This is a genomic window from Halomonas sp. G15 (assembly GCF_021282295.1).
GTDB lineage: Bacteria > Pseudomonadota > Gammaproteobacteria > Pseudomonadales > Halomonadaceae > Halomonas > Halomonas alimentaria.
Genome location: NZ_JAJSPA010000023.1, coordinates 1 through 24,958 on the forward strand (window position 1 = coordinate 1; position 24,958 = coordinate 24,958).

Below are 24,958 nucleotides of genomic sequence, written 5' to 3' on the forward strand. Positions count from 1 at the left end.
CCTCCGCCGCGCGGCGGCTGGCGTCTCGCTGCAGGCCGGCATGCATCCGGGCGAAGCGCGCCTCCAGTGCCGCACGGCCGTCGGCGGCGTCGAGCATCTCACCGAGACGAGCGGCGATCGCCTCGGGGCTGGCCGCCTCCTGAATCAGCTCAGGTACCAGGCTCTCCCGGGCGATCAGGTTGGGCAGCGAGATCCACTCGGTCTTGACCAGCCGCTTCGCCAGCCAGTGGGTAGCCGGTGCCATGCGATAGGCGACCAGCATGGGGCGATGGCAGAGCATCGCCTCCAGCGCCGCAGTGCCCGAGGCGAGCAGCACGGCATCCGCGGCCACCATGGCCTCCCGGGCCCCGCCTTCGAGCAGGGTCAGGCGTTCGGCGAGGGCCGGGCAGGTGGCGAGCAACGCCTCGAGTTCGCCGCGCCGTTCCGGCGTGGCCGCCGGGATCACCACCGAGAGCTCTGGTCGCGCGGCACACAGCCGCTCGGCGGCGGCCAGGAAGGTCTCGCCCAGAAAGCGGATCTCGCTGGCCCGTGAACCGGGCAGCACGGCAAGCACCTCGCCCGCCGCGGGCAGCCCCAGCTCGGCGCGTGCGGCGGCGCGGTCGTTCTCAAGGGGCAGCTCGTCGGCCAGCGGGTGGCCGACGAAGGCCACGGGAACGCGGTGGCGGGCGTAGAAGGCGGCCTCGAAGGGCAGGAAGGTGAGCATGGCATCGACGGAGCGGGCGATGCCCTTGACCCGCCCCTGGCGCCAGGCCCACACGGAGGGGCTGACGTAGTGGGCGGTTGTCAGCCCGGCCTCGCGCAGCTGGCGCTCGAGACCGAGGTTGAAGTCGGGGGCGTCGATGCCGATGACGATATCGGGTCGCCAGGCCAGCGCATCGCGCCTGAGCTCGCGGCGCACGCCGATCAGCCGTGGCAGGTGGCGGAGAACCTCGACCAGCCCCATCACCGAGAGGGTCTCCAGGGGAAAGCGGCTGTCGATGCCCTCCTGGATCATGCGCGGCCCGCCGATGCCACGGAATTCGACGCCGGGATGACGAGACTTGAGCGCACGCATCAGGCTGGCGCCGAGGATATCCCCGGAAAGCTCGCCGGCCACCAGGTAGATGCGCTGCACGGCGACGCGCTCGTCGGCCGGCACGGCTAGCGGATGATGCCGCGGGTCGAGGCCTCGATGGAGGCGGCGAAGGCCTCGGTCTCGACCAGCGCGAAGCGGCTGCGGATCTCGGCCAGCGCCTGCTCGACGGTGAGCCCCTGGCGATAGACCAGCTTGTAGGCCTCACCCAGCGCCTTGAGGGCATCACGGGAGAAGCCGCGGCGCTTGAGCCCCACCAGGTTGAGGCCATGGACCTGGGCGGGGTTGCCGTTGATCATCACGTAGGCCGGGGTGTCCTTGGTGATGATGGAGCCGCCACCGGCCATGGCATGGGTGCCGAAGTGGCAGAACTGGTGCACGGCGGAGAGGCCGCCGAGGATAGCGAAGTCACCCATCTTGACGTGGCCGGCCAGGGTCACCTGGTTGGCCAGGATGCAGTCGTTGCCGATCACGCAGTCGTGGCCCACATGCACATAGGCCATGAACAGGTTGCGCGAGCCGATGGTGGTCTCGCCACGATCCTGGACGGTGCCGCGGTGCAGGGTGACGCCTTCGCGGACCACGTTGTCATCCCCCATCACCAGGCGGGTCGGCTCGCCGGCATACTTCTTGTCCTGGCAGTCCTCGCCCACCGAGGCGAACTGGAAGATGCGCGTGCGGGCGCCGAGTACCGTCGGCCCCTTGATCACCACATGGGGACCGATGCGCGAGCCGGGGCCGATCTCCACGTCGGGACCGACCACCGTGAAGGGGCCGACCTCGACGTCGTCGGCCAGCCGTGCGGCAGGGTCGATGAGGGCGGTGGGATGAATCAAGCGACCTTCCTCTCGGCGCAGATGATCTCGGCCTCGCAGGCCACCTCGCCGGCCACGCTGGCCTTGCAGGCAAACTTCCAGATGCCGCGCTTCTCGCGCACCACGTCGGCACGCAGGTCGAGCCGGTCGCCGGGCATGACCGGGCGCTTGAAGCGCACGTTGTCGCTGCCCACCAGGTAGTAGACGTAGCCGTCGGCGGGCAGCTTGTTGACGGTCTTGAAGCCGAGGATGCCACAGGCCTGGGCCAGCGCCTCGATCACCAGCACCCCGGGCATGATCGGGTGATGGGGAAAGTGACCATTGAAGAAGGGTTCGTTGATGCTGACGTTCTTGTAGGCAACGATGGTCTCGCCCAGGGCCAGTTCGGTGACCCGGTCCACCAGCAGGAAAGGATACCGGTGGGGCAGATACTCACGGATCTCGTTGATGTCCATTACCATCGTCACAACCTCTGAAGTCTCGGGATGCCTGCCGTCCCGGCAGGCGAGAGCCGGCAACCATGCCGGTCTGGGGGGGGGATTATAGCGCCCCCCGCAGGGCCCTCAAGCGCCGCGCGCCCGCTCGAGTCGAGTGAGTCGCTTGGCCATGTCATCCAACTGCTTGAAACGCACCGCATTCTTGCGCCACTGGGCGTTGGCCATGGCCCCGGTGCCCGAGGAGTAGACGCCCGGCTCGTGGATCGAGTTGGTCACCAGGCTCATGCCGGTCACCTGGACGCCATCGCAGAGGGTCAGGTGGCCGGCCAGGCCCACGCCACCGCCCAGCATGCAGTGCCGCCCCACCTTCGTGGAGCCGGCGATACCCACGCAGCCGGCCAGGGCACTATGCTCGCCGATCTGCACGTTGTGTGCGATCTGCACCTGGCTGTCGATCTTGACATCGTTGCCGATCAGGGTATCGCCCAGGGCGCCGCGATCGATGCTCGAGCAGCTGCCCACCTCCACATCGTCGCCCAGCACTACCCCGCCGAGCTGGGCGATCTTGTGCCAGCGACTGCCGTCATGGGCGAAGCCGAAGCCGTCGCCACCGACCACGCTACCGCTGTGCAGGATCACCCGCCGGCCGATCACCACGCCGTGGTAGACGGTGACATTGGCATGCAGCCGCGACCCGTCGCCGATGGTGGTATCGGCACCGACCACCGAGCCGGGTCCGATCACCACGTCGTCGCCCAGGGTGGCCCCGGCCTCGATCACCGCATTGGCGCCCACCTCGACCCGCTCGCCCAGGGTGGCGGTGGGGTCGACCACCGCCGAAGGGTGGATGCCGGTCGGATCACGTCCCGCCAGGGAGTCGAACAGCCGCGACGCCGCGGCATAGCCCAGGTAGGGGTTATCCAGCTCGAGCCGGTCCACCGGACAGCTGTCGGCGTGCTGAGGATGCAGCAGTACCGCCGCGGCGCGGGTCCCGGGCAGGTCCTTGAGGTAGGCCCGGTTGGCCAGGAAGGCCACCTGGTCCGGCCCGGCCTCGCCGAGGGTGGCCAGGCCACCGACCTGGCGCTCGGCATCGCCGACCAGGCGAGCGCCCAGCCGCTCGGCCAGGTCACCCAGGGTCATCTTGGGAATAGCACTTCGCGTCATGGGAAGGGATCCGCCGCAGTCACAGCATGCTGTTGAGAATCTCGGTCACCTCGGCGGTGACGTCCTGCAGGTCGCGCTCGGCGTGCAGCACCCCCTGGGGCTCCACCAGTACCTGGATGCTGTGGCGGGCGATGATCTGCTCCACCGCCTGCTGCAGCCTGGGCTCGGCGCGCTGCAGCAGGGCCTGCTCGGACTCCTGGCGGGCCTGCATGACCTCGCCCATCAGGCGATTGAGCTCGGCCACCTTCTGGTTGGCCTGCTGGCGCTCGCTGTCGCTGAGGCTGTCGGCGCGCTGCTGCAGCGCATTGAGCTCCTGCTCGAGGGCCTGGGCCTGCTGCTGCTGGCTGCCGACACGGTTCTCCAGCTCACTCATGGAGCGCTGGGCGGCGTCGGTTTCCATCAGCGCACGGCGCCAGTCCAGCACCGCCACGTCGGCGGCCAGGGCTGGCAGGGCGATGGCAGAGATCAGCAGCAGGGCGAAGGCGGCGGTCAACTTGCGCATGGTAGGACTCCTGTTGGGGCCGCCGCCGGCGGCGGCCCGGTAGCAAGGGTGTCGAGGCCCGGTCAGAAGGTCTGGCCGAGGGAGAACTGGAAGAACTGGGTATCGTCGCCACTTTCGTCGTTGAGCGGCTCGGCGACGCTGAAGGTCAGCGGCCCCACCGGGGTCAGCCAGGAGAGCCCCAGGCCGACGCTGTAGCGCAGGTCACCAAGGTCGATCCCCGAGTTGCAGCTGGCCGGTGCATCGGCATCGAGCACCGGGTAGCAGTCGGAGAGGAAGGTGTTGCCACCGTCGACGAACAGCGAGCTCTGCACCGTACGCTGGTCACCCACGAAGGGCGTCGGGAAGATCAGCTCGGCACTGCCCTGCACCAGCATGTTGCCACCCAGGGTACGGTCGCGGGTGGAGTTACCCGACGGCGTGGTGGGCTGGCCCAGGGTGTTGCCGGTGAAGCCGCGCACCGAGCCCAGGCCGCCGGCATAGAAGTTCTCGTAGAACGGATAGGGGTCGTTGCCGCCCAGGGTGTCGGCATAGCCCAGCTCGCCGCTGAACTTCAGCGCCCAGTCATGGTTGTCGTCCAGTGCGAAGAGCTGGCGCGCCTGGGCGCGCAGCTTGGCATATTCGGCGTCACTGCCGGGTACCGCGGTCTCCAGCGACAGGCGCTGGTAGCTGCCGTCGGTGGGCATGATGCCGCGGTTGAGGTTGTTGCGGGTCCAGCTGGCGGTGAGCTTCAGGGCCTGGGCATCGGCGCCCTGCTCGTCGACATAGCGCTTGATCTCCGACGCCGTGTCGTTATAGGTCTTGATGGTCAGGTCTTCCACCGCGGTACCGAAGTTCAGGCGGGTAATCTCGTTGATCGGATAACCGAAGTTGATCCCCGCACCGTAGGCGTCGGTGGAGTAGGTGGAGATATCGGAGTCCTCGTAGTCAGACTCGCGATAGTAGAGGTTATAGCCCCGGGAGATCCCGTCCATGGTCCAGTAGGGATCGGTAAAGCCGAAGTTGATGCTGGTGAAGGTATCGCTGCGCTGGGCGCCGATATTCACGCGGTTGCCGGTGCCCAGGAAGTTGCTCTGGGAGAGGCCCACCCCATAGATGACGCCGGCGCTCTGGGAGAAACCGATGCTGGCGGAGATGGAGCCGGAGGGCTGCTCCTCGACGCTGTAGGTGACGTCGAGCTTGTCGGGCTCGCCGGCTACCGGCTGGGTCTCCACCTCGACCTGCTTGAAGAAGCCCAGGCGCTCGAGGCGCTGCTGGGACTGGCTGATGGCATCGGTGGAGGCCGGTGCGCCCTCCATCTGGGTCATCTCGCGCCGCAGCACCTCGTCCATGGTGGTGGTGTTACCGACGAACTCGATGCGCCGCACATAGGCACGACGGCCCGGATCGACCCGGAACACCAGGTCGACGGTCTCCCCATCGGCGCTGGTCTCGGGGATGCCATCGACGCTGGCGAAGGCGAAGCCGTCGGCACCCAGGCGAGCACGCAGCGCCTCGGTGGAGGCGGTGACGTCGCTGCGCGAGAAGGTCTCGCCCGGGGTGACCTCCAGCAGCTCACGCGCTTCGCGCTCGCTGATCGTCAGGTCGCCCACGAAGCGCACGTCGCCGAGCCGATACTCGGCGCCCTCGTTGACGTTGATGGTGACGAAGATCTCTGACTTGTCGGGGCTGATCGAGACCTGGGTCGACTCGACGTTGAAGTTGACATAGCCGCGATCCAGATAGAAGGAGCGCAGCCGCTCGAGGTCACCGGCGAGGGCTTCCCGGGAGTACTCATCCTTGGAGAACCAGCCGAAGATGCGCCCCGGACGATCGTTGAGCTCGAACACCTCACGCAGGGTCTCGTCGTCGAAGGCGCGATTGCCGACGATATTGATCTGGCGAATCTTGGCCACCGCGCCCTCGTCGATCTCGATGTCGACCTGGACACGGCCCTCGTCGATCTCGCGCACGCTGGTTTCGATGTTGGCGCTGTAGCGGCCCTGGGCCTGGTAGACGCCCTCGAGCTCGCGTTCGATCTCCTCCAGGGTGGAGAGCTGCAGCACCTGACCCTCCTCGAGGCCGGCCTCGCGCAGCCCCTGGCGCAGCTGGTCCTCGTCGAGCTGGCGGTTGCCGTCGATATTGAGGCGGCTGATGGTGGGACGCTCGACCACCTGTATGATCAGCACATCGCCCTCACGAGCCAGCCTGACATCCTCGAACAGGCCGGTGGCGAAGAGCTCACGGGCCGCCTCGGCGAGCTCACGCTCGTCGACGCGGTCACGGGCGGTGACAGGAAAGGCGTTGAAGACGGAAGCGGCAGAGATGCGCTGCAGGCCCTCCACCCGAATGTCGGCAACGTCGAAAGGTTCCGCCTGGGCCACACTGGCCCCGGCAAGCAGCAGTGCCGCCAGTCCGATGGTCTTGATTTTCATGCAGTCGATTCGCTCGCGTTGATCTGCCAAACCTGTCCAGACAGGCACCTTATACATTTGCACGGCCAACTGACAAGGCGAGGCCCTCGGGGCCTGGGCAATCGCAGATGGTTTGTCACTCGGGGCTGACCTGGCATCCCTTGGTTTCTGTCACTGCGATTGCCCTGCCCTACCAGAGCCGCATCAGATCGAAGTAGATCGCCATCAGCATCAGGCTGCCCACCAGCGCCAGGCCGATGCGCAGCCCGATCGCCTGGGTGCGCTCCGAGACCGGCCGACCTCGCACCACCTCCATGGCATAGTAGAGCAGGTGGCCACCATCCAGCACCGGAATCGGCAGCAGGTTGAGCACCCCGAGGCTGATCGACAGGTAGGCCAGGAAGCTGACGAAGCTCTCCAGCCCCGCCCGGGCGGAGTCGCCGGAGATCTGGGCGATGGTGATCGGCCCCGAGAGGTTGGAGGGCGAGATCAGCCCCACCAGCATCTTGCGCACCGCATCGAAGGTCAGCGTGATCATCTCGCCGGTGCGCGCGAAGGCCTCGCCCACCGCGGCCACCGGGCCATAGCGGATCTCGCGGCGGTACTCCTCGGGCCACGCCACCGGCGCCACCCCGGCGCCGATATAACCGATGGTGACGCCCTCTTCGAGGATATTCTCACGGGGCGTCACCGCGAGGGTCAGCGTATCGCCGTCGCGGCGCACCTCGAGCGCCAGAGTCTCCCCGGGGCTAGCGCGCACGACATCGACGAAGGCGACCCAGTCTTCCACCGGCTCGCCGTCCACCGCGAGGATCTCGTCGCCGGCCACCAGTCCCGCCTCGGCAGCAGCCTCGCCCTCCATCACCTGGCCGAGCACCGCCGGCATCGGTGGCCGCCAGGGGGTTACCCCGAGGCTGGGCAGTGGCTGGGGAGGATCCTGGCGCACCAGCCAGTCGTTCACCGGCACCTGGTGCTGGCGTATCTCGGCGGCGGCGTCCTCGCGGGTGGCGATGGCGAGGGCCTCGCGCTCACCGATGGCCGCCACCAGCTTGAGGTTGATCTCGTCCCAGGAGCGCACCGCCTCGCCCTGCACCGCAGTGATCTCGTGGCCGGCCACCAGGCCACCCCGCGCGGCGGGCGAATCCGGCGCCACCTCACCGATCACCGGTGCCACCGTTGCCGTACCGGCGACGAACAGCGCCCAGTAGGCCACCAGGGCGAGCAGGAAGTTGGCCAGGGGGCCGGCGGCAACGATGGCGATGCGCTGCCAGACATTCTTGCGATTGAAGGCGCGATCGAGCTCCTCGGGCGGCACCTCGCCCTCGCGCTCATCGAGCATCTTGACGTAGCCACCCAACGGGATGGCGGCGATGGCATACTCGGTGCCGTGGCGATCCACCCGCGACCAGATCGGCGTGCCGAAGCCCACCGAGAAGCGCAACACCTTCACCCCGCAGCGCCGCGCCACCCAGAAGTGGCCGAACTCGTGGAAGGTGATCAGCAGGCCCAATACCACGATCACGGCCAGGATATTCTGGATCACGCCCAAGTCACTCTCCTCCTGACAGCATGGCTATTCATGTACAAGCTGACGCGCCTCACCGACGTGCCAGGTGGCACTCGGCGGCACGCCGCGCGCGGGTGTCCGCATCGAGGATCGCCTCGAGCTCGTCGGCCGGCTGCACCGGCTCGGCATCACGCACCCTCGCCACCAGCTCGGCGATACCGGTGAAGGGAAGCCTCCCGGCAAGGAAGGCCGCCACTGCCACCTCGTTGGCGGCATTGAGCACCGCCGGCGCCGTGCCGCCCGCCGCCATGGCGTCCCGCGCCAGGCCCAGGCAGGGAAAGGCGGCCTCATCGGGCGGCTCGAAGTCGAGGCGCGCGATCTGAAAGAGGTCCAGCGACTGGACGCCGGCGTCGATGCGTTCGGGCCACGCCAGGCCATAGGCGATGGGCGTACGCATGTCCGGGTTGCCGAGCTGGGCGATCACCGAACCGTCGCTGTAGGCGGCCATGGAGTGAATCACGCTCTGCGGATGCACCACCACCTGCACCTGATCGGGGCGGGCATCGAACAGCCAGCACGCCTCGATCAGCTCGAGCCCCTTATTCATCAGGGTGGCGCTGTCCACCGAGATCTTCTGCCCCATGCTCCAGTTGGGGTGGGCGCAGGCCTGGGCCGGGGTGACCCCGGCCAGTGCCTCGGCCGACCAGCCCCGGAAGGGGCCGCCGGAGGCGGTCAGCAGCAGCTGGGTCACCCCGTGACGAGCCAGGCCTCCGCGATGCTCCACGGGTAGACACTGGTAGATGGCATTATGTTCGGAGTCGATGGGCAGCAGGGTGGCACCATGGCGTGGCACCGCCTCCATGAACAGCGCCCCGGACATCACCAGGGCCTCCTTGTTGGCCAGCAGCACCCGCTTGCCGGCACGCACCGCGGCGAGTGTCGGCAGCAGGCCCGCGGCCCCCACGATGGCTGACATCACCACCTCGGCCTCGGGGGCCTCCGCCACCTCCACCAGCGCCTCGGCCCCGCTGCGCACCTCGGTGGCAACGCCGGCCTCGGCCAGGCGCTCGCGCAGCCAGCTGGCATCGGCCTCACGCTCGAGCACCGCCACGGCCGGACGATGACGCCGGCACAGCGCCAGCAGCGGTTCGCGGGAGCGGTGGGCGGTCAGCGCATGGACCCGATAGCGCTCGGGATGACGCGCGACAACATCCAGGGTGCTGGTGCCGATGGAGCCGGTGGCACCCAGCACGGTGACGCCCTGGCGGCGCAGGGCAGTATCGCTGGCCATCCTAGATCACCCCCGGTGCAAGCAGGGCGAACAGCGGCAACGCCGCGGTCAGGCTGTCGATGCGGTCGAGCACGCCGCCGTGGCCGGGCAGCAGGTTGCTGGAATCCTTGATGCCACGGTGGCGCTTGAGCATGCTCTCGAGCAGGTCGCCGAGCACCGAGACCAGGGTCACCGCCAGGGTGGTCAGCACCAGCAGGACGGCGTCGATCGCGACCAGCCCCTGGCCGATGGCGAACACCAGGGCCAGTACCAAAGTGGCCACCATGCCGCCGAGCACGCCCTCCCAGCTCTTGCCGGGGCTGACCCGCGGCGCCAGTTTCTGGCGTCCGAAGGCGCGGCCGGCGAAGTAGGCGCCGATATCGGCGCTCCACACCAGCAGCAGCACGAAGAGCAGCCAGATGCCACCGGTCTCGCGCAGCACATTGAGACCCACCCAGGCGGGCAGCAGCACCCAGAGGCCCATGGCCAGGCGCCTGGCGGCGGAGGACCACTGCCCGGTGCGCCCGGGATAGTGGGTGACCCAGTAGAGGTTGAGCGCCCAGCCGACCAGGCCCAGCCACAGCGGCCAGGCGGCCTGGATGCCGCCGGTGGCCCACAGCAGGGCCATGGCCACGGCCAGCGCGGCGACCAGCGCCAGGCGTCGGCGACGCCCCTCGACGCCAGCCAGGTTGGTCCACTCCCAGCCCCCCAGCAGCACGATGGCCGCGGTGAACAGGGCGAAGGCGCCGCCGTCTAGACCGAACAGACCCGCCAGCATCAGCGGTGCCAGCCAGGCCGCGGTGATGATGCGCTGTCTAAGCACCTTGAGCCTCGTCGATCTGGTCATCGGTCATGCCGAAGCGCCGCTTGCGGCGCCGGAAGTCCTCCAGCGCGGCATCGAAGGCGTCGGCGTCGAAATCGGGCCACAGGCGCTGCGTGAAGTGGAGCTCGGCGTAGGCCAGCTCCCAGAGCACGAAGTTGGAGATACGCTGCTCGCCGCTGGTACGGATGCACAGATCCACCGGGGCCACGCCGGCCAGGCTGAGCTCGCCGCCCAGCGCGGCCTCGTCGATCGCCTCGGGGGCGAGCTCGCCGGCGGCGACTCGCTCGCCCAGGCGACGCGCCGCCCGGGCCAGGTCCCAGTGGCCGCCGTAGTTGGCGGCGATCACCAGGTGCAGACGGGTGTTGTCGCGGGTCTTCGCCTCGGCGCGGGCGATATGCGCCTGGATCGCCTCGGAGAAGCCGCTGCGATCGCCGATCACCGTGAGGCGAATGCCGTTGGCGTGGAGCTTGTTCACCTCGCGCTTGAGCGCCAGCAGGAATAGCTCCATCAGCGCGCTCACCTCGGCCCTGGGGCGCTTCCAGTTCTCGCTGGAGAAGGCGAACAGGGTCAGGACCTCGACGCCACGTTCGGCGGCGCGGCGAATGGTGGCGCGCACCGCCTCGACGCCGGCGTGATGGCCGCGCACGCCGGAGAGGCCGCGCGCCTTCGCCCAGCGGTTGTTGCCATCCATGATGATCGCCACGTGGCGCGGCAGGCCGGCCTCGCTGGCGGCAGAAGCGCCGGCATCGGAGCCGGCGTCGGGGGAGTGCGTTGACGTCATGGGGTCTCGCTTCGGGTGTGTCGCCGCCGCCCGGCCGCGAGCGGGCCGGGCGGATGTCCTCAGACCTGCATCAGGTCGTGTTCCTTGGACTCCAGGGTCTTGTCGATCTCAGCGATATACTTGTCGGTCAGCTTCTGGATCGCCTCCTCGGCCTGGCGCTGCTCATCCTCGCTGATCTCCTTCTCCTTGAGCAGGGCCTTGATGTCACCGTTGGCATCGCGGCGCACGTTGCGCACCGCCACCCGGGAGTTCTCGGCCTCATGACGCGCCTGCTTGATATAGCCCTTGCGGGTCTCCTCGGTGAGCATCGGCAGCGGCACGCGGATATTGTTGCCGGCGGTCGAGGGGTTCAGGCCGAGGTCGGAGGTCATGATCGCCTTCTCGACCTTGGGCACCATGCTCTGCTCCCAGGGCACCACCGAGAGGGTGCGGGCATCCTCGGTATTGATGTTGGCCACCTGGTTCAGCGGAACCTGGCTGCCGTAATACTCGACGGTGACCGAGTCCAGGATGCTGGAGTGGGCCCGCCCGGTACGAATCTTGTTCAGGTTGCCGTGGAGCGCCTCGACGCTCTTCTTCATGCGGCTCTCTGCGTCCTTCTTGATGTCATTGATCACGATATCAGCCTCTGTCTATCAGCGTGCCTTCCTCGCCGCCCACCACCAGGTTGAGCAGGGCGCCGGGCTTGTTCATGTTGAAGACGCGTACCGGCATGTCATGGTCCCGCACCAGGCAGATGGCGGTCAAATCCATGACGCCGAGCTTCTGGGCCAGCGCGTCGTCGTAGCTGAGCTGGTCATACTTGACCGCGTCCGGGTACTTGACCGGATCCTTGTCGTAGACCCCATCCACCTTGGTGGCCTTGACCACCACGTCGGCATCGATCTCGATACCGCGCAGGCAGGCCGCGGAGTCGGTGGTGAAGAAGGGGTTGCCGGTACCGGCCGAGAACAGCACCACGTCGCCGGAGGTGAGGTAGCGGATAGCGGTCCGACGATCATAGTGCTCCACCACGCCGCTCATGGGAATCGCCGACATCACCCGCGAGCGGATGTTGGAGCGCTCCAGGGCGTCGCGCATGGCCAGGGCATTCATCACCGTGGCCAGCATGCCCATGTGATCGCCGGTGACCCGCTCCATGCCGGCCTCGTGCAGGGCGGCACCGCGGAACAGGTTGCCGCCACCGACCACGATGCCCACCTGGACGCCGATACCGACCAGCTGCCCGATCTCCAGAGCCATGCGGTCGAGCACCTTGGGGTCGATGCCGAACTCGGCATCCCCGGTCAGTGCCTCGCCGGAAAGCTTGAGCAGGATCCGCTTGTACTTCGACTTCTGGGTGCGCGGCTTGGCGGGCGCTTCGACGTGATCGGATGTGGACATGGCATCATCTCCTGAGCATCAGCGGTGGCATGACGGGGCGACCGGATCGACCGGCCGGATACGCGAAGGCGTGCGCTCGCGCGCACGCCATCATCTTAGCGGAACTTCCGACCTCAGCTGCGCTTGGCCTGTTCCATCACTTCCTTGGCGAAGTCGACCTCTTCCTTCTCGATGCCCTCGCCCACCTCGAAGCGGGTGAAGCCGACCACCTCGCCGCCGGCCGCCTTGACGAACTCGGCCACGGACTGGTCCGGGTTCTTGACGAAGGGCTGCTCGGTCAGGCTGTTCTCGGCCAGGTACTTCTTGAGGCGGCCCTGGACCATCTTCTCGGCGATCTGCTCGGGCTTGCCGGCCATGTCGGGCTGGGCCAGGATGATCGCCTTCTCGGCGTCCAGCTGCTCCTGTGGCATGTCCTCGGGACGTGCCACGGCCGGATTGATGGCGGCGACGTGCATGGCGACGTCCTTGGCCACCTCGGCGTTGCCACCCTTGAGCTCGGTCAGCACGCCGATACGGCCGCCGTGGACGTACTCGCCCACCAGGTTGCCGGCGCCGGCCTCGACCACCACGCTGCGACGCACACCGATGTTCTCGCCGATCTTCTGCACCAGCTGCTCGCGGGCGGTTTCCAGATCACCGGCCATGACGGCGGCCACGTCTTCGCTCTTGGCCGCGAAGAAGGCGTCGGCGATCTTCTCGGCGAAGGCCGTGAAGTTGTCGTCACGGGCGACGAAGTCGGTCTCGGAGTTGATCTCGACCATCACGCCGTAGCTGCCATCCTCGGCCACGCGGGTCACCACGATGCCTTCGGCGGCGGTACGACCGGCCTTCTTGGCGGCCTTGAGACCGGAGTTCTTGCGCAGGTTCTCGATGGCCTGATCGATGTCACCGTCGGTCTCGGTGAGGGCCTTCTTGCACTCCATCATGCCGAGCCCGGTACGCTCGCGCAGTTCCTTGACCTGGGAGGCGCTGATAGCTGCCATGGGTGTCACCTCTGAATATCTCGGGAAGTGGGCCGGACCCTCACTGGGGAGAATCCGGAAAATTCGGAGAAGAAAGGGGGCCGCGGCCCCCTTCTCGTCTAACCGGCATCGATGGCAGCGGCATGACAGGCCACCCACTGCCGCCGATCAGACGGGCCGCGATCACTCGGCGGCGCTGTCGCTTTCCTGGGCGGCGGGCTCTTCGGTCACCTCGACGAACTCGTCGGGACGACCTTCCTTGGCACGCGCGCAGGCATCGGCGATGGACTTGACGTAGATCTGGATGGCGCGGATGGAGTCATCATTGCCGGGGATCACGTAGTCGACGCCGTCCGGATCGGAGTTGGTATCCACCACGCCGATGACCGGGATGCCCAGCTTGTTCGCCTCGTTGATGGCGATGCGTTCATGATCGACGTCGATCACGAACAGGGCGTCGGGCAGGCCACCCATCTCCTTGATACCACCCACGGACCGCTCGAGCTTGTCCTGCTCGCGGGTCGCCATCAGCACTTCCTTCTTGGTCAGCTTCTCGAAGGTGCCGTCCTCGTGCATGGTCTCGAGGTCGCGCAGGCGCTTGATGGAAACGCGGATGGTCTTGTAGTTGGTCAGCATGCCGCCGAGCCAGCGGTGGTTGACGAACGGCTGACCGACGCGGTTGGCCTCTTCCTTGATGATCTTGCTCGCGCTGCGCTTGGTGCCGACGAACAGGATCTTGTTGTTGGCCGCTGCCATCTTCTCGACCACATCGATCGCCTCATTGAGGGCCGGCAGGGTGTGCTCGAGGTTGATGATGTGGATCTTGTTGCGGGCGCCGAAGATGAACTTGCTCATCTTCGGGTTCCAGTACTTGGTCTGGTGACCGAAGTGAGCACCTGCCTTGAGCAGGTCACGCATATTGACGTGTGCCATGGATGACTCCTGAAATATCGGGTTAGGCCTCCATGCACCCCATGGATCCGACCGCCGCACTCGTGAGAGACGCGACAGCACCCGGGACCATGTGCCGGTGCATGTGTGTTTTCAAGGCGTTATGTTGATTGACGCCCTCGCTATCGCGGGCTCCCGGCCCGGCTTCGCGACCAGGAGGTCGCAAGAGACGCTGCCGACAGGCTCGGCGATTGCAGGAAGGCGCGCAGCTTTATACCATGGAATAACGCCGAGATGAAGCCGTCCGCGCGCGTACCGTACCCTCCCGCGGACACCCTACCCCCGAATCCGAGACCTCATGAACGTACCCATCAAGACGCCCGACGAGATCGAGAAGATGCGCGAGGCGGGCCGTCAGGCCGCCCGCGTGATCGAGATGATCACCCCTCACGTCAAGGCCGGCATCTCCACCGGCGAGATCGACCGCCTGTGCCACGACTTCATCGTCGACGAGCTGGGCTCCACCCCCGCCCCGCTCGACTACCACGGCTTCCCCAAGTCGGTGTGCACCTCGATCAACCACGTGGTATGCCACGGCATCCCTGATGACGCCAAGAAGCTCAAGAACGGCGACATCATGAACCTGGACATCACCGTGAAGACCGCCGACGGCTACCATGGCGACTCCAGCGTGATGTTCGTGATCGGCGAAACCATCCAGGGCGAGCGCCTGTGCCGGGTCACCCAGGAGTGCCTGTACAAGAGCATGGCGCTGATGCGCCCGGGCGTGCGCCTCTCCACCCTGGCCCAGGCTATCCAGAAGCACGCCGAGGCCAACGGCTACTCGGTGGTACGCGACTTCTGCGGCCACGGCATCGGCGCCAGCTTCCATGAGGACCCGCAGGTGCTGCACTACGACGGCTATGCCCCCGAGGCCGATATCGAACTCGCCGCCGGCATGTGCCTGACCGTCGAGCCGATGATCAACGTGGGCGGCTACCGCACCAAGGTGCTGCGCGACGGCTGGACCGCGGTGACCCGTGACCGCAGCCTCTCCGCCCAGTGGGAGCACACCCTGCTGGTCACCGAGACGGGCGTCGAGGTGCTGACCGCACGCAGCGACGAAGACCTCTCCTTCCTCGAGCACTGAGCCGATGCTGCTCCACCACTACCGCTTCACGCCGGACGAGACGCTGTTCGACGTCGACGGCTTTCGCGAAGAGCTCTCGGGCAGCCGCTCGCCCATCGCCCCCTTCAAGGCGGCGCTGCGTGAGATCCAGGCACGCCTCGACGAGCGCTTCCGCGCCGGCGCCGATATCCGCGACCTGGTCCACGGTCGCGCCTGGTGCCTGGATCGGCTGCTGGCGGTGGCCTGGGAGCAGCACACCTGGCCCGATGAGGGCGTCGCCCTGCTCGCCGTGGGTGGCTACGGCCGCGGGGAGCTGCACCCGCACTCCGACGTCGACCTGCTGTTACTGCTCGAGCAGGACGACGACGCCCCCTACCGGGAGGCGCTGACCGCCTTCATCACCTTCCTGTGGGACATTGGCCTGGAGATCGGCCACAGCGTGCGCTCGCTGGCCGACTGCGAGCGCGAAGCCGAGGCCGACGTCACGGTGATCACCAACCTGCTGGAGAGCCGCACCATCGCCGGCCCCGAGCGACTGCGCGAAGCGATGAAGACACGCCTGGCGCCCGAGCGAGTGTGGCCGGCGGACCGCTTCTTCGAGGCCAAGTGGCAGGAGCAGATCAACCGCCACTACCGCCACAACAACTCCGAGTACCATCTGGAGCCCAACATCAAGAGTGCCCCCGGCGGGCTGCGCGATATCCAGATGATCGGCTGGGTGGCCAAGCGCCACTTCGGCAGCGAGCGCTACGAGGACCTGGTCGCCACGGGCTTCATGAACGACCCGGAGCTGCGCATCCTCAGCCAGGGCCAGGCCTTCCTGTGGCAGGTGCGCTACGCCCTGCACATGCTCACCGGCCGCGCCGAGGACCGCCTGCTGTTCGACCACCAGCGCACCATCGCCGAGCTGTTCGGCTTCCGCGACACCCCGGAGCGCCTCGCCGTCGAGCAGTTCATGAAGCGCTACTATCGCCACGTGACGGCGCTGGCCGGCCTCAACGACATGCTGCTGCAGCACTTCGACGAGGCGATCCTCCACGCCGGCGAAGCCCTGCCGGTGGAGCCGCTCAACGAGCGCTTCGAGATCAAGGATGGCTATATCCAGGCGCGCTCGCGCACCGTCTTCCGCGATCGCCCCTCGGCACTGCTCGAGCTGTTCCTGCTGATGGCCGAGCACCCGGGGATCGAGGGGGTACGGGCCGACACCATCCGCCAGATCCGCGACCATCGCCACCTGATCGATGACCTCTACCGCGATGACGTGCGCCACCAGAGCCTGTTCATGGAACTGCTGCGCTCCGGTGGCAACGTGGCACGCCAGCTGCGGCGCATGAACCGCTACGGGGTGCTGGGCAAGTACCTGCCGGAGTTCGGCCGCGCCGTGGGTCTGATGCAGCACGACCTCTTCCATATCTACACCGTGGATGCCCACACCCTGCATCTGCTGAAGTTCATCCATGGTTTCCGCAAGCCCGAGGCCCGCGAGACCTTCCCAGTCGCCGCCAACGTGATCCACCAGTTGCCCAAGCTGGAGCTGCTGTGGATCGCCGGGCTCTACCACGACATCGGCAAGGGGCGCGGCGGCGACCACTCGCTGCTCGGCGCCCGCGACGTGGAGGGCTTCGCCGAGCGCCACGGCCTCTCGCCACGGGATACCCGCCTGGTGAGCTGGCTGGTGGAGCACCACCTGACCATGTCGATGGTGGCCCAGAAGCGCGACATCACCGACCCCGACGTGATCGCCGACTTCGCCCGCCTGGTGGGCGACGAGACCCGCCTCGACTACCTCTACGTGCTGACCGTGGCCGACATCAACGCCACCAACCCCACGCTGTGGAACGGCTGGCGCGCCTCGCTGCTGCGCCAGCTGCATGCCGAGACCAAGCGCGCCCTGCGCCGTGGCCTGGAGAACCCGCTGGAGCGCAACGACTGGGTCAACGAGACCCGTGACGAGGCACTCTCGCTGCTCGCCGCGGTGGGCGCCGACATGGACCAGGTGCAGCGACTGTGGGAGTCGCTTGGCGAGGACTACTTCCTGCAGTATGCCCCCAGCGAGATCGCCTGGCAGACCCAGGGCATCCTCGGCCACTCCGACAGCCAGCTGCCGCTGATCCTGCTCAGCGCCCCGGCCGAGGGCATGGCCGAAGGCGGTACCAAGGTGTTCATCCACACCCGCTCGGTGGATGACCTGTTCGCCGCCACCGCCGCTGCCCTGGACCAGCTCGGCCTCTCCATCCACGATGCGCGCATCGCCACCTCCAGCAACGACTGGACGCTGAACACCTTCATCGTGCTCGACGACCATGGCGACCCGATCCGCGAGCCCGAGCGGCTGGAGGAGATCCGCGCCCACCTGGTGGAGGAGCTCGACGATCCCGACGACTACCCCCAGATCGTTACCCGCCACACCCCCCGCCAGCTGCGCCACTTCAAGGTGCCCACCGAGGTGATCATCGAGCAGGACCCGGCTAACGAGCGTACCCTGCTGGAGCTGATCGCCCCCGACAGGCCCGGGCTGCTGGCCCGGGTGGGTCGTATCTTCATGGAGCAGGACATCGCCCTCTCCGCGGCCAAGATCGCCACCCTCGGCGAGAAGGTGGAGGACGTCTTCTTCATCACCGACAAGGCCGGCCGCCCCCTCACCGACCCCGAACGCCAGGCGCGGCTGCGCGAGCGCCTGGTGGAGGTGCTGGATGTGTCAGGGTAGGCGCGAGACCGCAACAGCCGGGCTATCGCAGTTAGCGACAGGGAATAGCGAAAGGCGCCGGGGACAGGTCGGAGAGGGGGTCCTACGCCAGGGATGGCGTCGGTAGCGTACAGGGACGTATTCACAGCGCCCCCTCATAGACCTGTCGCCGGAACAGCCTTGAGCGGTGCTGCCATCTGCGATAGCCCTGGGGCAACAGCCTCGTGTTTGAGGCCTTACGCGGCCTTCCCTATAATCGAGCCCCCATCCGACCACGATCCATCACAACGACGACGCCCGCGGCCACGGCCCAAGAGGCGCGCCTGGACGCCCATGAACCCCGATCTCGACGCCCTCAAGCCCTATCCCTTCGAGCGGCTGGCCGCCCTCAGGGCCGACGTGACGCCCCCCGAAGGGCTCGCGCACATCCCGCTGACCATCGGCGAGCCCCAGCACGCCCCCTTCGCCGCGACGCTCGAGGCACTGCACGCCCATCAGGACGAGTTCGCCCGCTACCCGGCCACCGGCGGCCTTGCCGCACTGCGTGAGGCGATCGGTGGCTGGGCTACGCGCCGCTTCGGTCTCGCCGGGCTCGACGCCGAGACCCAGGTGCTTCCGGTCAATGGCACCCGCGAGGCGATCTTCGCCTTCGTCCAGGCGGCACTCGACCGCACCCGTCCGGCGAAGGTGGCGATGCCCAACCCCTTCTACCAGATCTACGAGGGCGCCACCCTGCTCGCCGGCGGCGAGCCCTACTATCTCGACTGCCGCGCCGACAACGGTTTCAGGCCCGACCTCGACGCCGTGTCCGCCGACACCTGGCGCCAGGTGCAGGTCGTCTTCCTCTGCTCGCCGGGCAACCCCACGGGTGCGGTGACGCCACTGGCGGAATTCCAGCGGCTGATCGAACTGGCCGACGAACACGACTTCATCATCGCCTCGGACGAGTGCTACTCGGAGCTCTACCTGGACGAGGCGGCCCCGTCGCCGGGGCTGCTCGAGGCCTGCGCGGCGCTGGGCCGCCATGACTACCGGCGCTGCCTGGTGTTCCACTCGCTCTCCAAGCGCTCCAACTTGCCGGGGCTGCGCTCCGGCTTCGTGGCCGGCGACGCCGCGCTGATCGCCCCTTTCCGGCGCTACCGTACCTATCACGGCTGCGCCATGGCCCTGCCGGTGCAGCACGCCTCCATCGCCGCCTGGAACAACGAGGCCCACGTGCTTGCCAACCGCGACGCCTATCGCGAGAAGTTCGCCGCGGTCACCGAGATCCTCGCCCCGGTGATGGAGTTTCCTGTTCCCGAGGCGAGCTTCTACCTGTGGCCGGCGGTACCCGGTGGCGACGATGAAGGCTTTACACGGGAGCTGCTGCGCCATGCCAACGTCAGCGTGCTGCCCGGTTCCTATATGGGTCGTCCCGCTGCCGACGACAGGATGGGCCGGGGCGGCGGCAGCGGCACCAACCCCGGCAGCGGTCGACTGCGCCTGGCGCTGGTCGCCGAGGCCCGGGCCACCGCCGAGGCGGCACGCCGCATCCGCGATTTCATCGAGAGGAGGCTGTGATGTTCACCCTGTACGGCATCAAGAACTGCGATACCTGTCGCCGCGCCCGCAAGGCGATGGATGGCTCGGGCATTCCCTACCAGTTCCATGACCTCCGTGAGGATGGCCTTTCCGCGCCACTGCTCGAGCATATCCTCGACAAGGTGCCGGTGCTTACAGCGCTCAACAAGCGCAGCACCACCTGGCGCAACCTGCCCGATGAAGAGAAGAACGAGGTGGATGCCAACAGCGCCCGAGAGCTGCTGCTCGCCCACCCCACCCTGCTCAAGCGCCCGCTGCTGGATACCGGCGAGGAGATTCGCGTGGGCTATCGCGACGGCGACTACGACGATCTTCAGGGCTGACCCCCGACGTTCACGACCCACATTATTATCACTCGACCCACGAGGACTCTCGACATGCTGAGCTTTGCACTCGGAACCGGCACCCAGAACACCCAGGGCGACTGGCTGGAGATCTACTACCCGGCGCCGCTGCTCAACCCGGACGACACCCTGATCGAGGCGGTCAAGCGGGTGCTGGATGTGCCGGAAGGCAACGCCGCGGTGAGCTTCCTGCCCGAGCAGTGCGCCGAGCTGGCCGGCGCCCTCAAGGCTGCCGGCCACGCCGAGCAGGCGGAGCTGGCCGAGGCCTTCGCCGGGGCGACGCGCCCGCTGGTGGCGATGTTCATCGCCGAGGACCTGCCACCGCAGAGCGCCCCGGAGGTCTACCTCAAGCTGCACCTGCTCTCCCACCGCCTGGTCAAGCCCCACGGCCTCGACCTCACCGGCATGTTCGGCCTGCTGCGCAATATCGCCTGGACCAGCGAGGGCGCCATCGACGTCCAGGAGCTGCCCGCTCGCCGCCTCAAGGCACGCCTGGAGGGCCGTCCCCTGTCCGTGGACTGTGTCGACAAGTTCCCCAAGATGACCGACTACGTGGTCCCCGGCGGCGTGCGCATCGGCGACACCGCTCGTGTGCGCCTGGGCGCTTACCTGGGCGAGGGCACCACCGTGATGCACGAGGGCTTCGTCAACTTCAACGCCGGCACCGAAGGCCCCGGCATGATCGAGGGCCGCATCTCCGCCGGCGTGATGGTGGGCAAGGGCTCGGACCTCGGCGGCGGCTGCTCCACCATGGGCACCCTCTCCGGTGGCGGCAATATCGTTATCAAGGTCGGCGAGGGCTGCCTGATCGGTGCCAACGCCGGCATCGGTATCCCGCTGGGTGACCGCTGCACCGTGGAGGCGGGCCTCTACCTCACCGCCGGCGCCAAGGTCACCCTGCTCGACGACCAGGGCCAGGAGGTCAAGACCGTGGCCGCCCGCGAGCTGGCCAACCAGGACGACCTGCTGCTGCGCCGCAACTCCCAGAACGGCCGCATCGAGTGCCTGACCAACAAGAGCGCCATCGCGCTCAACGAGGCGCTGCATGCCCACAACTGATCCTGCCGGTCTCTCGCCCACCCTGCGGCTCGCCTTCGACCTGCTGGCGCGCCCCTCGGTGACACCGGACGATCTGGAGTGTCAGGAGTTGATGATCGAGCGCCTCACGGCGCTCGGTTTTCATGTCGAGCGCCTGCCCTTCGGCGACGTCGAGAACTTCTGGGCCACCCGCGGCCACCACGGCCCGCTGCTGGCCTTCGCCGGTCACACCGATGTGGTCCCCAGCGGCCCCCATACCCGCTGGGACTTCCCGCCCTTCGAGCCCTGTATCGACGACGACGGCATGCTCCGGGGTCGTGGCGCTGCCGACATGAAGGGCAGCCTGGCGGCGATGATCACCGCAGTGGAACGCTTCGTGGCGAACCATCCCGATCACCACGGCCGCCTGGGGTTCCTGATCACCTCCGACGAGGAGGGCCCCGCGAAGGACGGCACACGCGCCGTGGTGGAACACCTGCGCGAGCGTCATGAGCGCCTCGACTACTGCATCGTAGGCGAGCCATCCTCCACTTCCCGGCTGGGCGACGTGATCAAGAACGGCCGGCGTGGCTCGCTGGGCGGCGTACTGCATATCAGGGGCGTGCAAGGCCATGTGGCCTACCCCCACCTGGCGCGCAACCCGATCCACCAGGCGATGCCCGCGCTGGATGCGCTGACCCGGGAACACTGGGACGCCGGCAACGACTTCTTCCCGGCTACCAGCTTCCAGGTCTCCAACTTCCGCTCGGGCACCGGCGCCACCAACGTCATCCCCGGCGAGGTGGAGGTAGTGTTCAACTTCCGCTTCTCCACCGAGGTGACCCACGAGGAACTCCGCGCGCGCACCGAAGCGATCCTCGATGCCCACGGCCTGGACTACGAGCTGGACTGGACCCTAAACGGCGAGCCCTTTCTTACCGCCGAGGGCGAGCTCGTGGAGGCCGCGGTGCGGGGCGTCGAGGAGGTCACCGGCCACACGCCTGAGCTCTCCACCAGCGGCGGCACCTCGGACGGCCGCTTCATCGCCACCCTGGGCAGCCAGGTGGTGGAGCTGGGCCCCCTCAATGCGACCATCCACCAGGTCAACGAGCGGGTGCGCGCCGCCGACCTGGACGAGCTGAGCCGCATCTACGAGGCGGTCATGAAGCACCTGTTCATCAACGGCAGCGCCCGACCCTGAGGCTTGCATGACAGCTGACAGCGAAACCCGTTACCCCGATATCGAGATCTACCTGGCCAAGGCGCCCGTGGCGTCACTCGATGAGTGGCTGGGTACGGCCATCGGCGCCGAGCCCCTGGCCCCCGCCGGCAAGGGCAAGTGGCGCACCCGCGGCCGGCTTGCCGGCGGTGAGATCCCGGTGCTGCTGGTGGAGCGTGCCGCCGACGGCTTCGCCAGCCTGTGGTTCGACAGCGCGGAGACTCCCTGGCCGGACGACGCGGCCTGCGCCCGCGCCGCCGCCATGCAGCTGGGTAGCGAGGTACGCTGTTCGCTGGGGGGGTGGCAGCCCGGCGACGAGCCCGACCGCTTCCTGCGGGTGCTCCCCGACGGCCGCGAGGAGGAGATCCACTGGCCCGACTCCGGCCACTAGCCGCAAACGACATCGCCCCGCATGTGCGGGGCGATGTCGTGTCTAGCGAGAGTGCCGACGTTACTCTGGCCGCGCCGACGGGCGCAGCCGCACTGCTAGGTGATCACGGTAACATCGTCGGCCTGCAGGCCCTTCTCGTTCTCCACCACGTGATAGCGCACCTTCTGGCCCTCGGCCAGGGTGCGATGACCGCGACCGCGAATGGCGCGGAAGTGGACGAAGACATCCTCGCCGCTGTCACGAGTGATGAAACCGTACCCCTTGTTGACGTTGAACCACTTCACCTCGCCGAGCTCGCGATCGTCGTTCTCGACCTCGGCCAGGTTGACCAGCTGGGGAGTAAGGACATTGACCGCCAGGGTGCCGATAAGCAGCACCAGGAAGACCGCCAGCGCGGCCGCGGCATAGACCACGGCGACGCCGCCGATGGCGAGGCTCTCGAACAGCGCCTCGGAGAGGGCGCCGCCGGCCAGGTGAATGAACAGGGCGATCAGCAGCGGCGCCGGGGCGGCGAGCAGCAGGCTGACCAGACTACAGCGAAACATGACCTTGCGATTCATGGACTCGAATGACTCTCTTGTTGGTAATGAACGATATTGACAACCATGGGAAGGTGCCACGGTGAACGGTGACACGCAGCGACAGGATTCTAGCATGAGCACAACACGGGCGTCCGATGCCCTGAACGAGCGCCTGGAGGCGCTGGAGAGCCGTATCGCCTACCAGGAGCACTGGCTGGATACCCTGGATCAGGCGGTAGCCGCCCAGGAGACGCGCCTGGCCAAGCTGGAGCGCATCAATGCATTGATGCAGCAGAAGATCCGCGAGCAGCAGCGGGCGCTGCAGGAGAGTGACGCGGCGCAACCTCGCCCCGAGGACGAGCTGCCGCCGCACTACTAGCACTCTGGGGAGTTGGCATGATCACCAACCAGGCCCAGCTGTCCACCTGGCCTACGCGGCACCGAACCGCGGCTTGCCCGGCGACAGTCCCCGGATCGCCGGACCGCCGAGGAGGCGCTGTGAACCCATCCCTGGGCGCTACCGACGCCCTGCTTCGCTCTCGCGTCCTGCTACGCTTGCAGGACCGGTGCTGGCCATCCATGGCCAGCCCGTTCGGAGCAGTGCTCCTCACCCCTGGCGTAGGACCTCCTCTACGGACTGTCCCCGGCGCCGCTCACCTCAGTGGCTTTGACACTCGGCGTTTTTTGCCGGATGAGATGGGTTACACCTCGTCCAGATAACGCTCGGCGTCCAGGGCGGCCATGCAGCCGCTGCCGGCGGAGGTGATCGCCTGGCGGTAGACATGATCCATGACATCGCCGGCGGCAAACACACCCGGCACGCTGGTAGCGGTGGCGTTGCCATCGAGGCCTGACTTGACCCGGATATAGCCACCGCTCATCTCCAGCTGCCCCTCGAAGATGCCGGTGTTGGGGCTGTGGCCGATGGCGATGAAGACGCCCGGCGCGGCCAGCTCCTTCGTCTCGCCGCTCTCGGTGGACTTGAGGCGCACGCCGGTCACGCCGGTGTTGTCGCCCAGCACCTCATCCAGGGTGTGGTTCCACTCCAGCACCACCTTGCCCTCCTCGCCCTTCTGGAACAGCTTGTCCTGGAGGATCTTCTCGGAACGCAGGCTGTCGCGACGGTGCACGAGGGTCACCTTGGAGGCGATGTTGGCCAGGTAGAGCGCCTCCTCCACGGCGGTGTTGCCGCCGCCCACCACGACCACCTCCTGGTTGCGGTAGAAGAAGCCATCGCAGGTGGCGCAGGCCGAGACCCCCTGCCCCATGAACTTCTGCTCCGACTCGAGCCCCAGATAGCGGGCACTGGCCCCGGTGGCGATGATCAGCGCGTCGCAGGTGTAGGTACCGTTGTCGCCCTTCAGGGTGAAGGGCCGCTCCCGCAGCTCCACCTCGTGGATATGGTCGAACAGCACCTCGGTGTCGAAGCGCTCGGCATGGCGCTGCATGCGCTCCATCAGCTCGGGCCCCTGCACGCCGGCGTCGTCGCCGGGCCAGTTGTCCACATCGGTGGTGGTGGTCAGCTGGCCACCCGCCTGCATGCCGGTGATCAACAGCGGCTTGAGGTTGGCGCGGGCCGCGTAGACCGCGGCGGTGTAGCCCGCCGGGCCAGAGCCGAGAATGATCAGGCGTTCGTGACGCGCATCGCTCATGAGTAACCTCGTGGCTAGGGAGTTGATAAAGTGGCGCCATTGTAGCAGCCACCGGCGCACATCGCGGCCCGTCCGACGCGTCGCGTCGTCGCGTGCCCGACACGGGTGGTTAGATCACCTCGTCGTCGCGCCCCAGCGAGACCGTCAACGCCTCCGGGTCGCCGGGGTCGGCGTCGATGCGCACCTGGATCGGCGCGCAGCAGACGTGGCAATCCTCCCAGGTGAGCTGACTGCCCTGAGAAACATCCAGCAGCAGGTCGAAGGGGGCATCACAATAGGGACAGCGCACCCGCCGCGGGATCAGCTCCTGCTCATGCATTCTGGCTCCCCGGGCGTCACCGGCCCGTCATCAAGAACGTGAAGAGTGTGTGTCGACTAGATGGCGGCGAACACCTGACGTTTCAAGCGAGCCCGCCAGGCA

At 67.5% G+C, this 24,958-nt stretch carries 25 protein-coding genes; 8 read left to right on the forward strand and 17 right to left on the reverse strand.

Annotation, left to right across the window (positions count from 1 at the left end):
- The 14 genes from lpxB to rpsB form a co-directional block, all read right to left on the reverse strand.
- On the reverse strand, window positions 1-1,054 hold a 1,054-nt coding region (gene lpxB, locus LWH48_RS11640; protein ID WP_232912745.1), incomplete at its 3' end, for a lipid-A-disaccharide synthase.
- 86 nt (window positions 1,055-1,140) lie between these two features.
- A complete protein-coding gene (lpxA, locus tag LWH48_RS11645) occupies window positions 1,141-1,908 on the reverse strand; it encodes an acyl-ACP--UDP-N-acetylglucosamine O-acyltransferase (RefSeq protein ID WP_161430062.1) in 768 nt (255 codons plus the stop codon).
- On the reverse strand, window positions 1,905-2,348 hold the full coding sequence (fabZ, locus tag LWH48_RS11650) for a 3-hydroxyacyl-ACP dehydratase FabZ (protein ID WP_161430061.1): 444 nt from the start codon (window positions 2,346-2,348) through the stop codon (window positions 1,905-1,907). The genes lpxA and fabZ overlap by 4 nt, the downstream gene beginning before the upstream one ends.
- Window positions 2,349-2,450: 102 nt before the next feature.
- The gene (gene lpxD / locus LWH48_RS11655) at window positions 2,451-3,488 is read right to left on the reverse strand and encodes a UDP-3-O-(3-hydroxymyristoyl)glucosamine N-acyltransferase (RefSeq protein WP_232912709.1); all 1,038 of its coding nucleotides are present in this window, start codon (window positions 3,486-3,488) and stop codon (window positions 2,451-2,453) included.
- Window positions 3,489-3,507: 19 nt separating this feature from the next.
- Complete coding sequence (locus LWH48_RS11660) at window positions 3,508-3,990, reverse strand: OmpH family outer membrane protein (protein WP_232912710.1); 483 nt, start codon at window positions 3,988-3,990, stop codon at window positions 3,508-3,510.
- 62 nt (window positions 3,991-4,052) lie between these two features.
- Window positions 4,053-6,401, reverse strand: a complete 2,349-nt coding sequence (gene bamA, locus LWH48_RS11665; protein WP_232912711.1) for an outer membrane protein assembly factor BamA — start codon at window positions 6,399-6,401, stop codon at window positions 4,053-4,055.
- A 169-nt stretch (window positions 6,402-6,570) separates the two neighbouring features.
- The gene (gene rseP, locus LWH48_RS11670) at window positions 6,571-7,929 is read right to left on the reverse strand and encodes a sigma E protease regulator RseP (RefSeq protein ID WP_232912712.1); all 1,359 of its coding nucleotides are present in this window, start codon (window positions 7,927-7,929) and stop codon (window positions 6,571-6,573) included.
- A gap of 49 nt (window positions 7,930-7,978) precedes the next feature.
- On the reverse strand, window positions 7,979-9,178 hold the full coding sequence (gene ispC, locus LWH48_RS11675; protein WP_232912713.1) for a 1-deoxy-D-xylulose-5-phosphate reductoisomerase: 1,200 nt from the start codon (window positions 9,176-9,178) through the stop codon (window positions 7,979-7,981).
- A gap of 1 nt (window position 9,179) precedes the next feature.
- Entirely contained in the window at window positions 9,180-9,980 is an 801-nt protein-coding gene (locus tag LWH48_RS11680; RefSeq protein ID WP_232912714.1) for a phosphatidate cytidylyltransferase, read from the reverse strand.
- Window positions 9,973-10,761 carry a polyprenyl diphosphate synthase gene (gene uppS, locus LWH48_RS11685; RefSeq protein ID WP_269816189.1) on the reverse strand — a complete coding sequence of 263 codons (789 nt, stop codon included), beginning with the start codon at window positions 10,759-10,761 and terminating at the stop codon, window positions 9,973-9,975. Before uppS ends, LWH48_RS11680 begins: the two co-directional genes overlap by 8 nt.
- A gap of 59 nt (window positions 10,762-10,820) precedes the next feature.
- Window positions 10,821-11,378, reverse strand: coding sequence for a ribosome recycling factor (frr, locus tag LWH48_RS11690; RefSeq protein ID WP_232912715.1), 558 nt, complete (start codon window positions 11,376-11,378; stop codon window positions 10,821-10,823).
- A gap of 4 nt (window positions 11,379-11,382) precedes the next feature.
- Complete coding sequence (pyrH, locus tag LWH48_RS11695; RefSeq protein WP_161430053.1) at window positions 11,383-12,144, reverse strand: UMP kinase; 762 nt, start codon at window positions 12,142-12,144, stop codon at window positions 11,383-11,385.
- A 113-nt stretch (window positions 12,145-12,257) separates the two neighbouring features.
- Entirely contained in the window at window positions 12,258-13,127 is an 870-nt protein-coding gene (tsf, locus tag LWH48_RS11700; protein WP_232912716.1) for a translation elongation factor Ts, read from the reverse strand.
- Between the two features lie 162 nt (window positions 13,128-13,289).
- Complete coding sequence (gene rpsB / locus LWH48_RS11705) at window positions 13,290-14,039, reverse strand: 30S ribosomal protein S2 (RefSeq protein WP_161430051.1); 750 nt, start codon at window positions 14,037-14,039, stop codon at window positions 13,290-13,292.
- A gap of 316 nt (window positions 14,040-14,355) precedes the next feature.
- Here rpsB and map point away from each other — a divergent pair, with 316 nt between their 5' ends.
- The 7 genes from map (at window position 14,356) to LWH48_RS11740 (ending at window position 22,364) form a co-directional block, all read left to right on the forward strand.
- Entirely contained in the window at window positions 14,356-15,147 is a 792-nt protein-coding gene (map, locus tag LWH48_RS11710) for a type I methionyl aminopeptidase (RefSeq protein ID WP_232912717.1), read from the forward strand.
- A gap of 4 nt (window positions 15,148-15,151) precedes the next feature.
- Window positions 15,152-17,833, forward strand: a complete 2,682-nt coding sequence (locus LWH48_RS11715; RefSeq protein WP_232912718.1) for a [protein-PII] uridylyltransferase — start codon at window positions 15,152-15,154, stop codon at window positions 17,831-17,833.
- 312 nt (window positions 17,834-18,145) lie between these two features.
- Entirely contained in the window at window positions 18,146-19,372 is a 1,227-nt protein-coding gene (dapC, locus tag LWH48_RS11720) for a succinyldiaminopimelate transaminase (RefSeq protein ID WP_232912719.1), read from the forward strand.
- Window positions 19,372-19,716 (forward strand): arsenate reductase, encoded by a 345-nt coding sequence (locus LWH48_RS11725; RefSeq protein ID WP_161430047.1) that lies wholly within the window; start codon window positions 19,372-19,374, stop codon window positions 19,714-19,716. Before dapC ends, LWH48_RS11725 begins: the two co-directional genes overlap by 1 nt.
- 54 nt (window positions 19,717-19,770) lie before the next feature.
- A complete protein-coding gene (dapD, locus tag LWH48_RS11730; protein ID WP_161430046.1) occupies window positions 19,771-20,796 on the forward strand; it encodes a 2,3,4,5-tetrahydropyridine-2,6-dicarboxylate N-succinyltransferase in 1,026 nt (341 codons plus the stop codon).
- Window positions 20,783-21,955, forward strand: a complete 1,173-nt coding sequence (gene dapE / locus LWH48_RS11735; protein WP_232912720.1) for a succinyl-diaminopimelate desuccinylase — start codon at window positions 20,783-20,785, stop codon at window positions 21,953-21,955. Before dapD ends, dapE begins: the two co-directional genes overlap by 14 nt.
- 7 nt (window positions 21,956-21,962) lie before the next feature.
- Window positions 21,963-22,364, forward strand: a complete 402-nt coding sequence (locus LWH48_RS11740; RefSeq protein WP_232912721.1) for a hypothetical protein — start codon at window positions 21,963-21,965, stop codon at window positions 22,362-22,364.
- Window positions 22,365-22,459: 95 nt separating this feature from the next.
- On the opposite strand, the gene LWH48_RS18255 is transcribed toward LWH48_RS11740, so the two are convergent.
- A complete protein-coding gene (locus LWH48_RS18255; protein ID WP_269816190.1) occupies window positions 22,460-22,924 on the reverse strand; it encodes a cold-shock protein in 465 nt (154 codons plus the stop codon).
- Between the two features lie 94 nt (window positions 22,925-23,018).
- On the opposite strand from LWH48_RS18255, the gene LWH48_RS11750 reads away from it, so the two are divergent.
- Complete coding sequence (locus LWH48_RS11750) at window positions 23,019-23,264, forward strand: SlyX family protein (protein ID WP_232912722.1); 246 nt, start codon at window positions 23,019-23,021, stop codon at window positions 23,262-23,264.
- A gap of 322 nt (window positions 23,265-23,586) precedes the next feature.
- On the opposite strand, the gene trxB is transcribed toward LWH48_RS11750, so the two are convergent.
- Both trxB and LWH48_RS11760 read right to left on the reverse strand, forming a co-directional pair.
- A complete protein-coding gene (trxB, locus tag LWH48_RS11755) occupies window positions 23,587-24,537 on the reverse strand; it encodes a thioredoxin-disulfide reductase (RefSeq protein WP_232912723.1) in 951 nt (316 codons plus the stop codon).
- Window positions 24,538-24,646: 109 nt separating this feature from the next.
- Window positions 24,647-24,856, reverse strand: a complete 210-nt coding sequence (locus LWH48_RS11760; RefSeq protein WP_232912724.1) for a CPXCG motif-containing cysteine-rich protein — start codon at window positions 24,854-24,856, stop codon at window positions 24,647-24,649.
- Window positions 24,857-24,958 lie beyond the last annotated feature (102 nt).

Bases quoted from the DNA above. Each gene is read 5' to 3' on its own strand.
- fabZ (WP_161430061.1), bottom strand. From the start codon at position 2,348: ATGGTAATGGACATCAACGAGATCCGTGAGTATCTGCCCCACCGGTAT.
- lpxD (WP_232912709.1), bottom strand. From the start codon at position 3,488: ATGACGCGAAGTGCTATTCCCAAGATGACCCTGGGTGACCTGGCCGAG.
- LWH48_RS11660 (WP_232912710.1), bottom strand. From the start codon at position 3,990: ATGCGCAAGTTGACCGCCGCCTTCGCCCTGCTGCTGATCTCTGCCATC.
- bamA (WP_232912711.1), bottom strand. From the start codon at position 6,401: ATGAAAATCAAGACCATCGGACTGGCGGCACTGCTGCTTGCCGGGGCC.
- ispC (WP_232912713.1), bottom strand. From the start codon at position 9,178: ATGGCCAGCGATACTGCCCTGCGCCGCCAGGGCGTCACCGTGCTGGGT.
- uppS (WP_269816189.1), bottom strand. From the start codon at position 10,761: ATGACGTCAACGCACTCCCCCGACGCCGGCTCCGATGCCGGCGCTTCT.
- pyrH (WP_161430053.1), bottom strand. From the start codon at position 12,144: ATGTCCACATCCGATCACGTCGAAGCGCCCGCCAAGCCGCGCACCCAG.
- tsf (WP_232912716.1), bottom strand. From the start codon at position 13,127: ATGGCAGCTATCAGCGCCTCCCAGGTCAAGGAACTGCGCGAGCGTACC.
- rpsB (WP_161430051.1), bottom strand. From the start codon at position 14,039: ATGGCACACGTCAATATGCGTGACCTGCTCAAGGCAGGTGCTCACTTC.
- map (WP_232912717.1), top strand. From the start codon at position 14,356: ATGAACGTACCCATCAAGACGCCCGACGAGATCGAGAAGATGCGCGAG.
- LWH48_RS11715 (WP_232912718.1), top strand. From the start codon at position 15,152: ATGCTGCTCCACCACTACCGCTTCACGCCGGACGAGACGCTGTTCGAC.
- dapC (WP_232912719.1), top strand. From the start codon at position 18,146: ATGAACCCCGATCTCGACGCCCTCAAGCCCTATCCCTTCGAGCGGCTG.
- LWH48_RS11725 (WP_161430047.1), top strand. From the start codon at position 19,372: ATGTTCACCCTGTACGGCATCAAGAACTGCGATACCTGTCGCCGCGCC.
- dapD (WP_161430046.1), top strand. From the start codon at position 19,771: ATGCTGAGCTTTGCACTCGGAACCGGCACCCAGAACACCCAGGGCGAC.
- dapE (WP_232912720.1), top strand. From the start codon at position 20,783: ATGCCCACAACTGATCCTGCCGGTCTCTCGCCCACCCTGCGGCTCGCC.
- LWH48_RS11740 (WP_232912721.1), top strand. From the start codon at position 21,963: ATGACAGCTGACAGCGAAACCCGTTACCCCGATATCGAGATCTACCTG.
- LWH48_RS18255 (WP_269816190.1), bottom strand. From the start codon at position 22,924: ATGAATCGCAAGGTCATGTTTCGCTGTAGTCTGGTCAGCCTGCTGCTC.
- LWH48_RS11750 (WP_232912722.1), top strand. From the start codon at position 23,019: ATGAGCACAACACGGGCGTCCGATGCCCTGAACGAGCGCCTGGAGGCG.
- trxB (WP_232912723.1), bottom strand. From the start codon at position 24,537: ATGAGCGATGCGCGTCACGAACGCCTGATCATTCTCGGCTCTGGCCCG.
- LWH48_RS11760 (WP_232912724.1), bottom strand. From the start codon at position 24,856: ATGCATGAGCAGGAGCTGATCCCGCGGCGGGTGCGCTGTCCCTATTGT.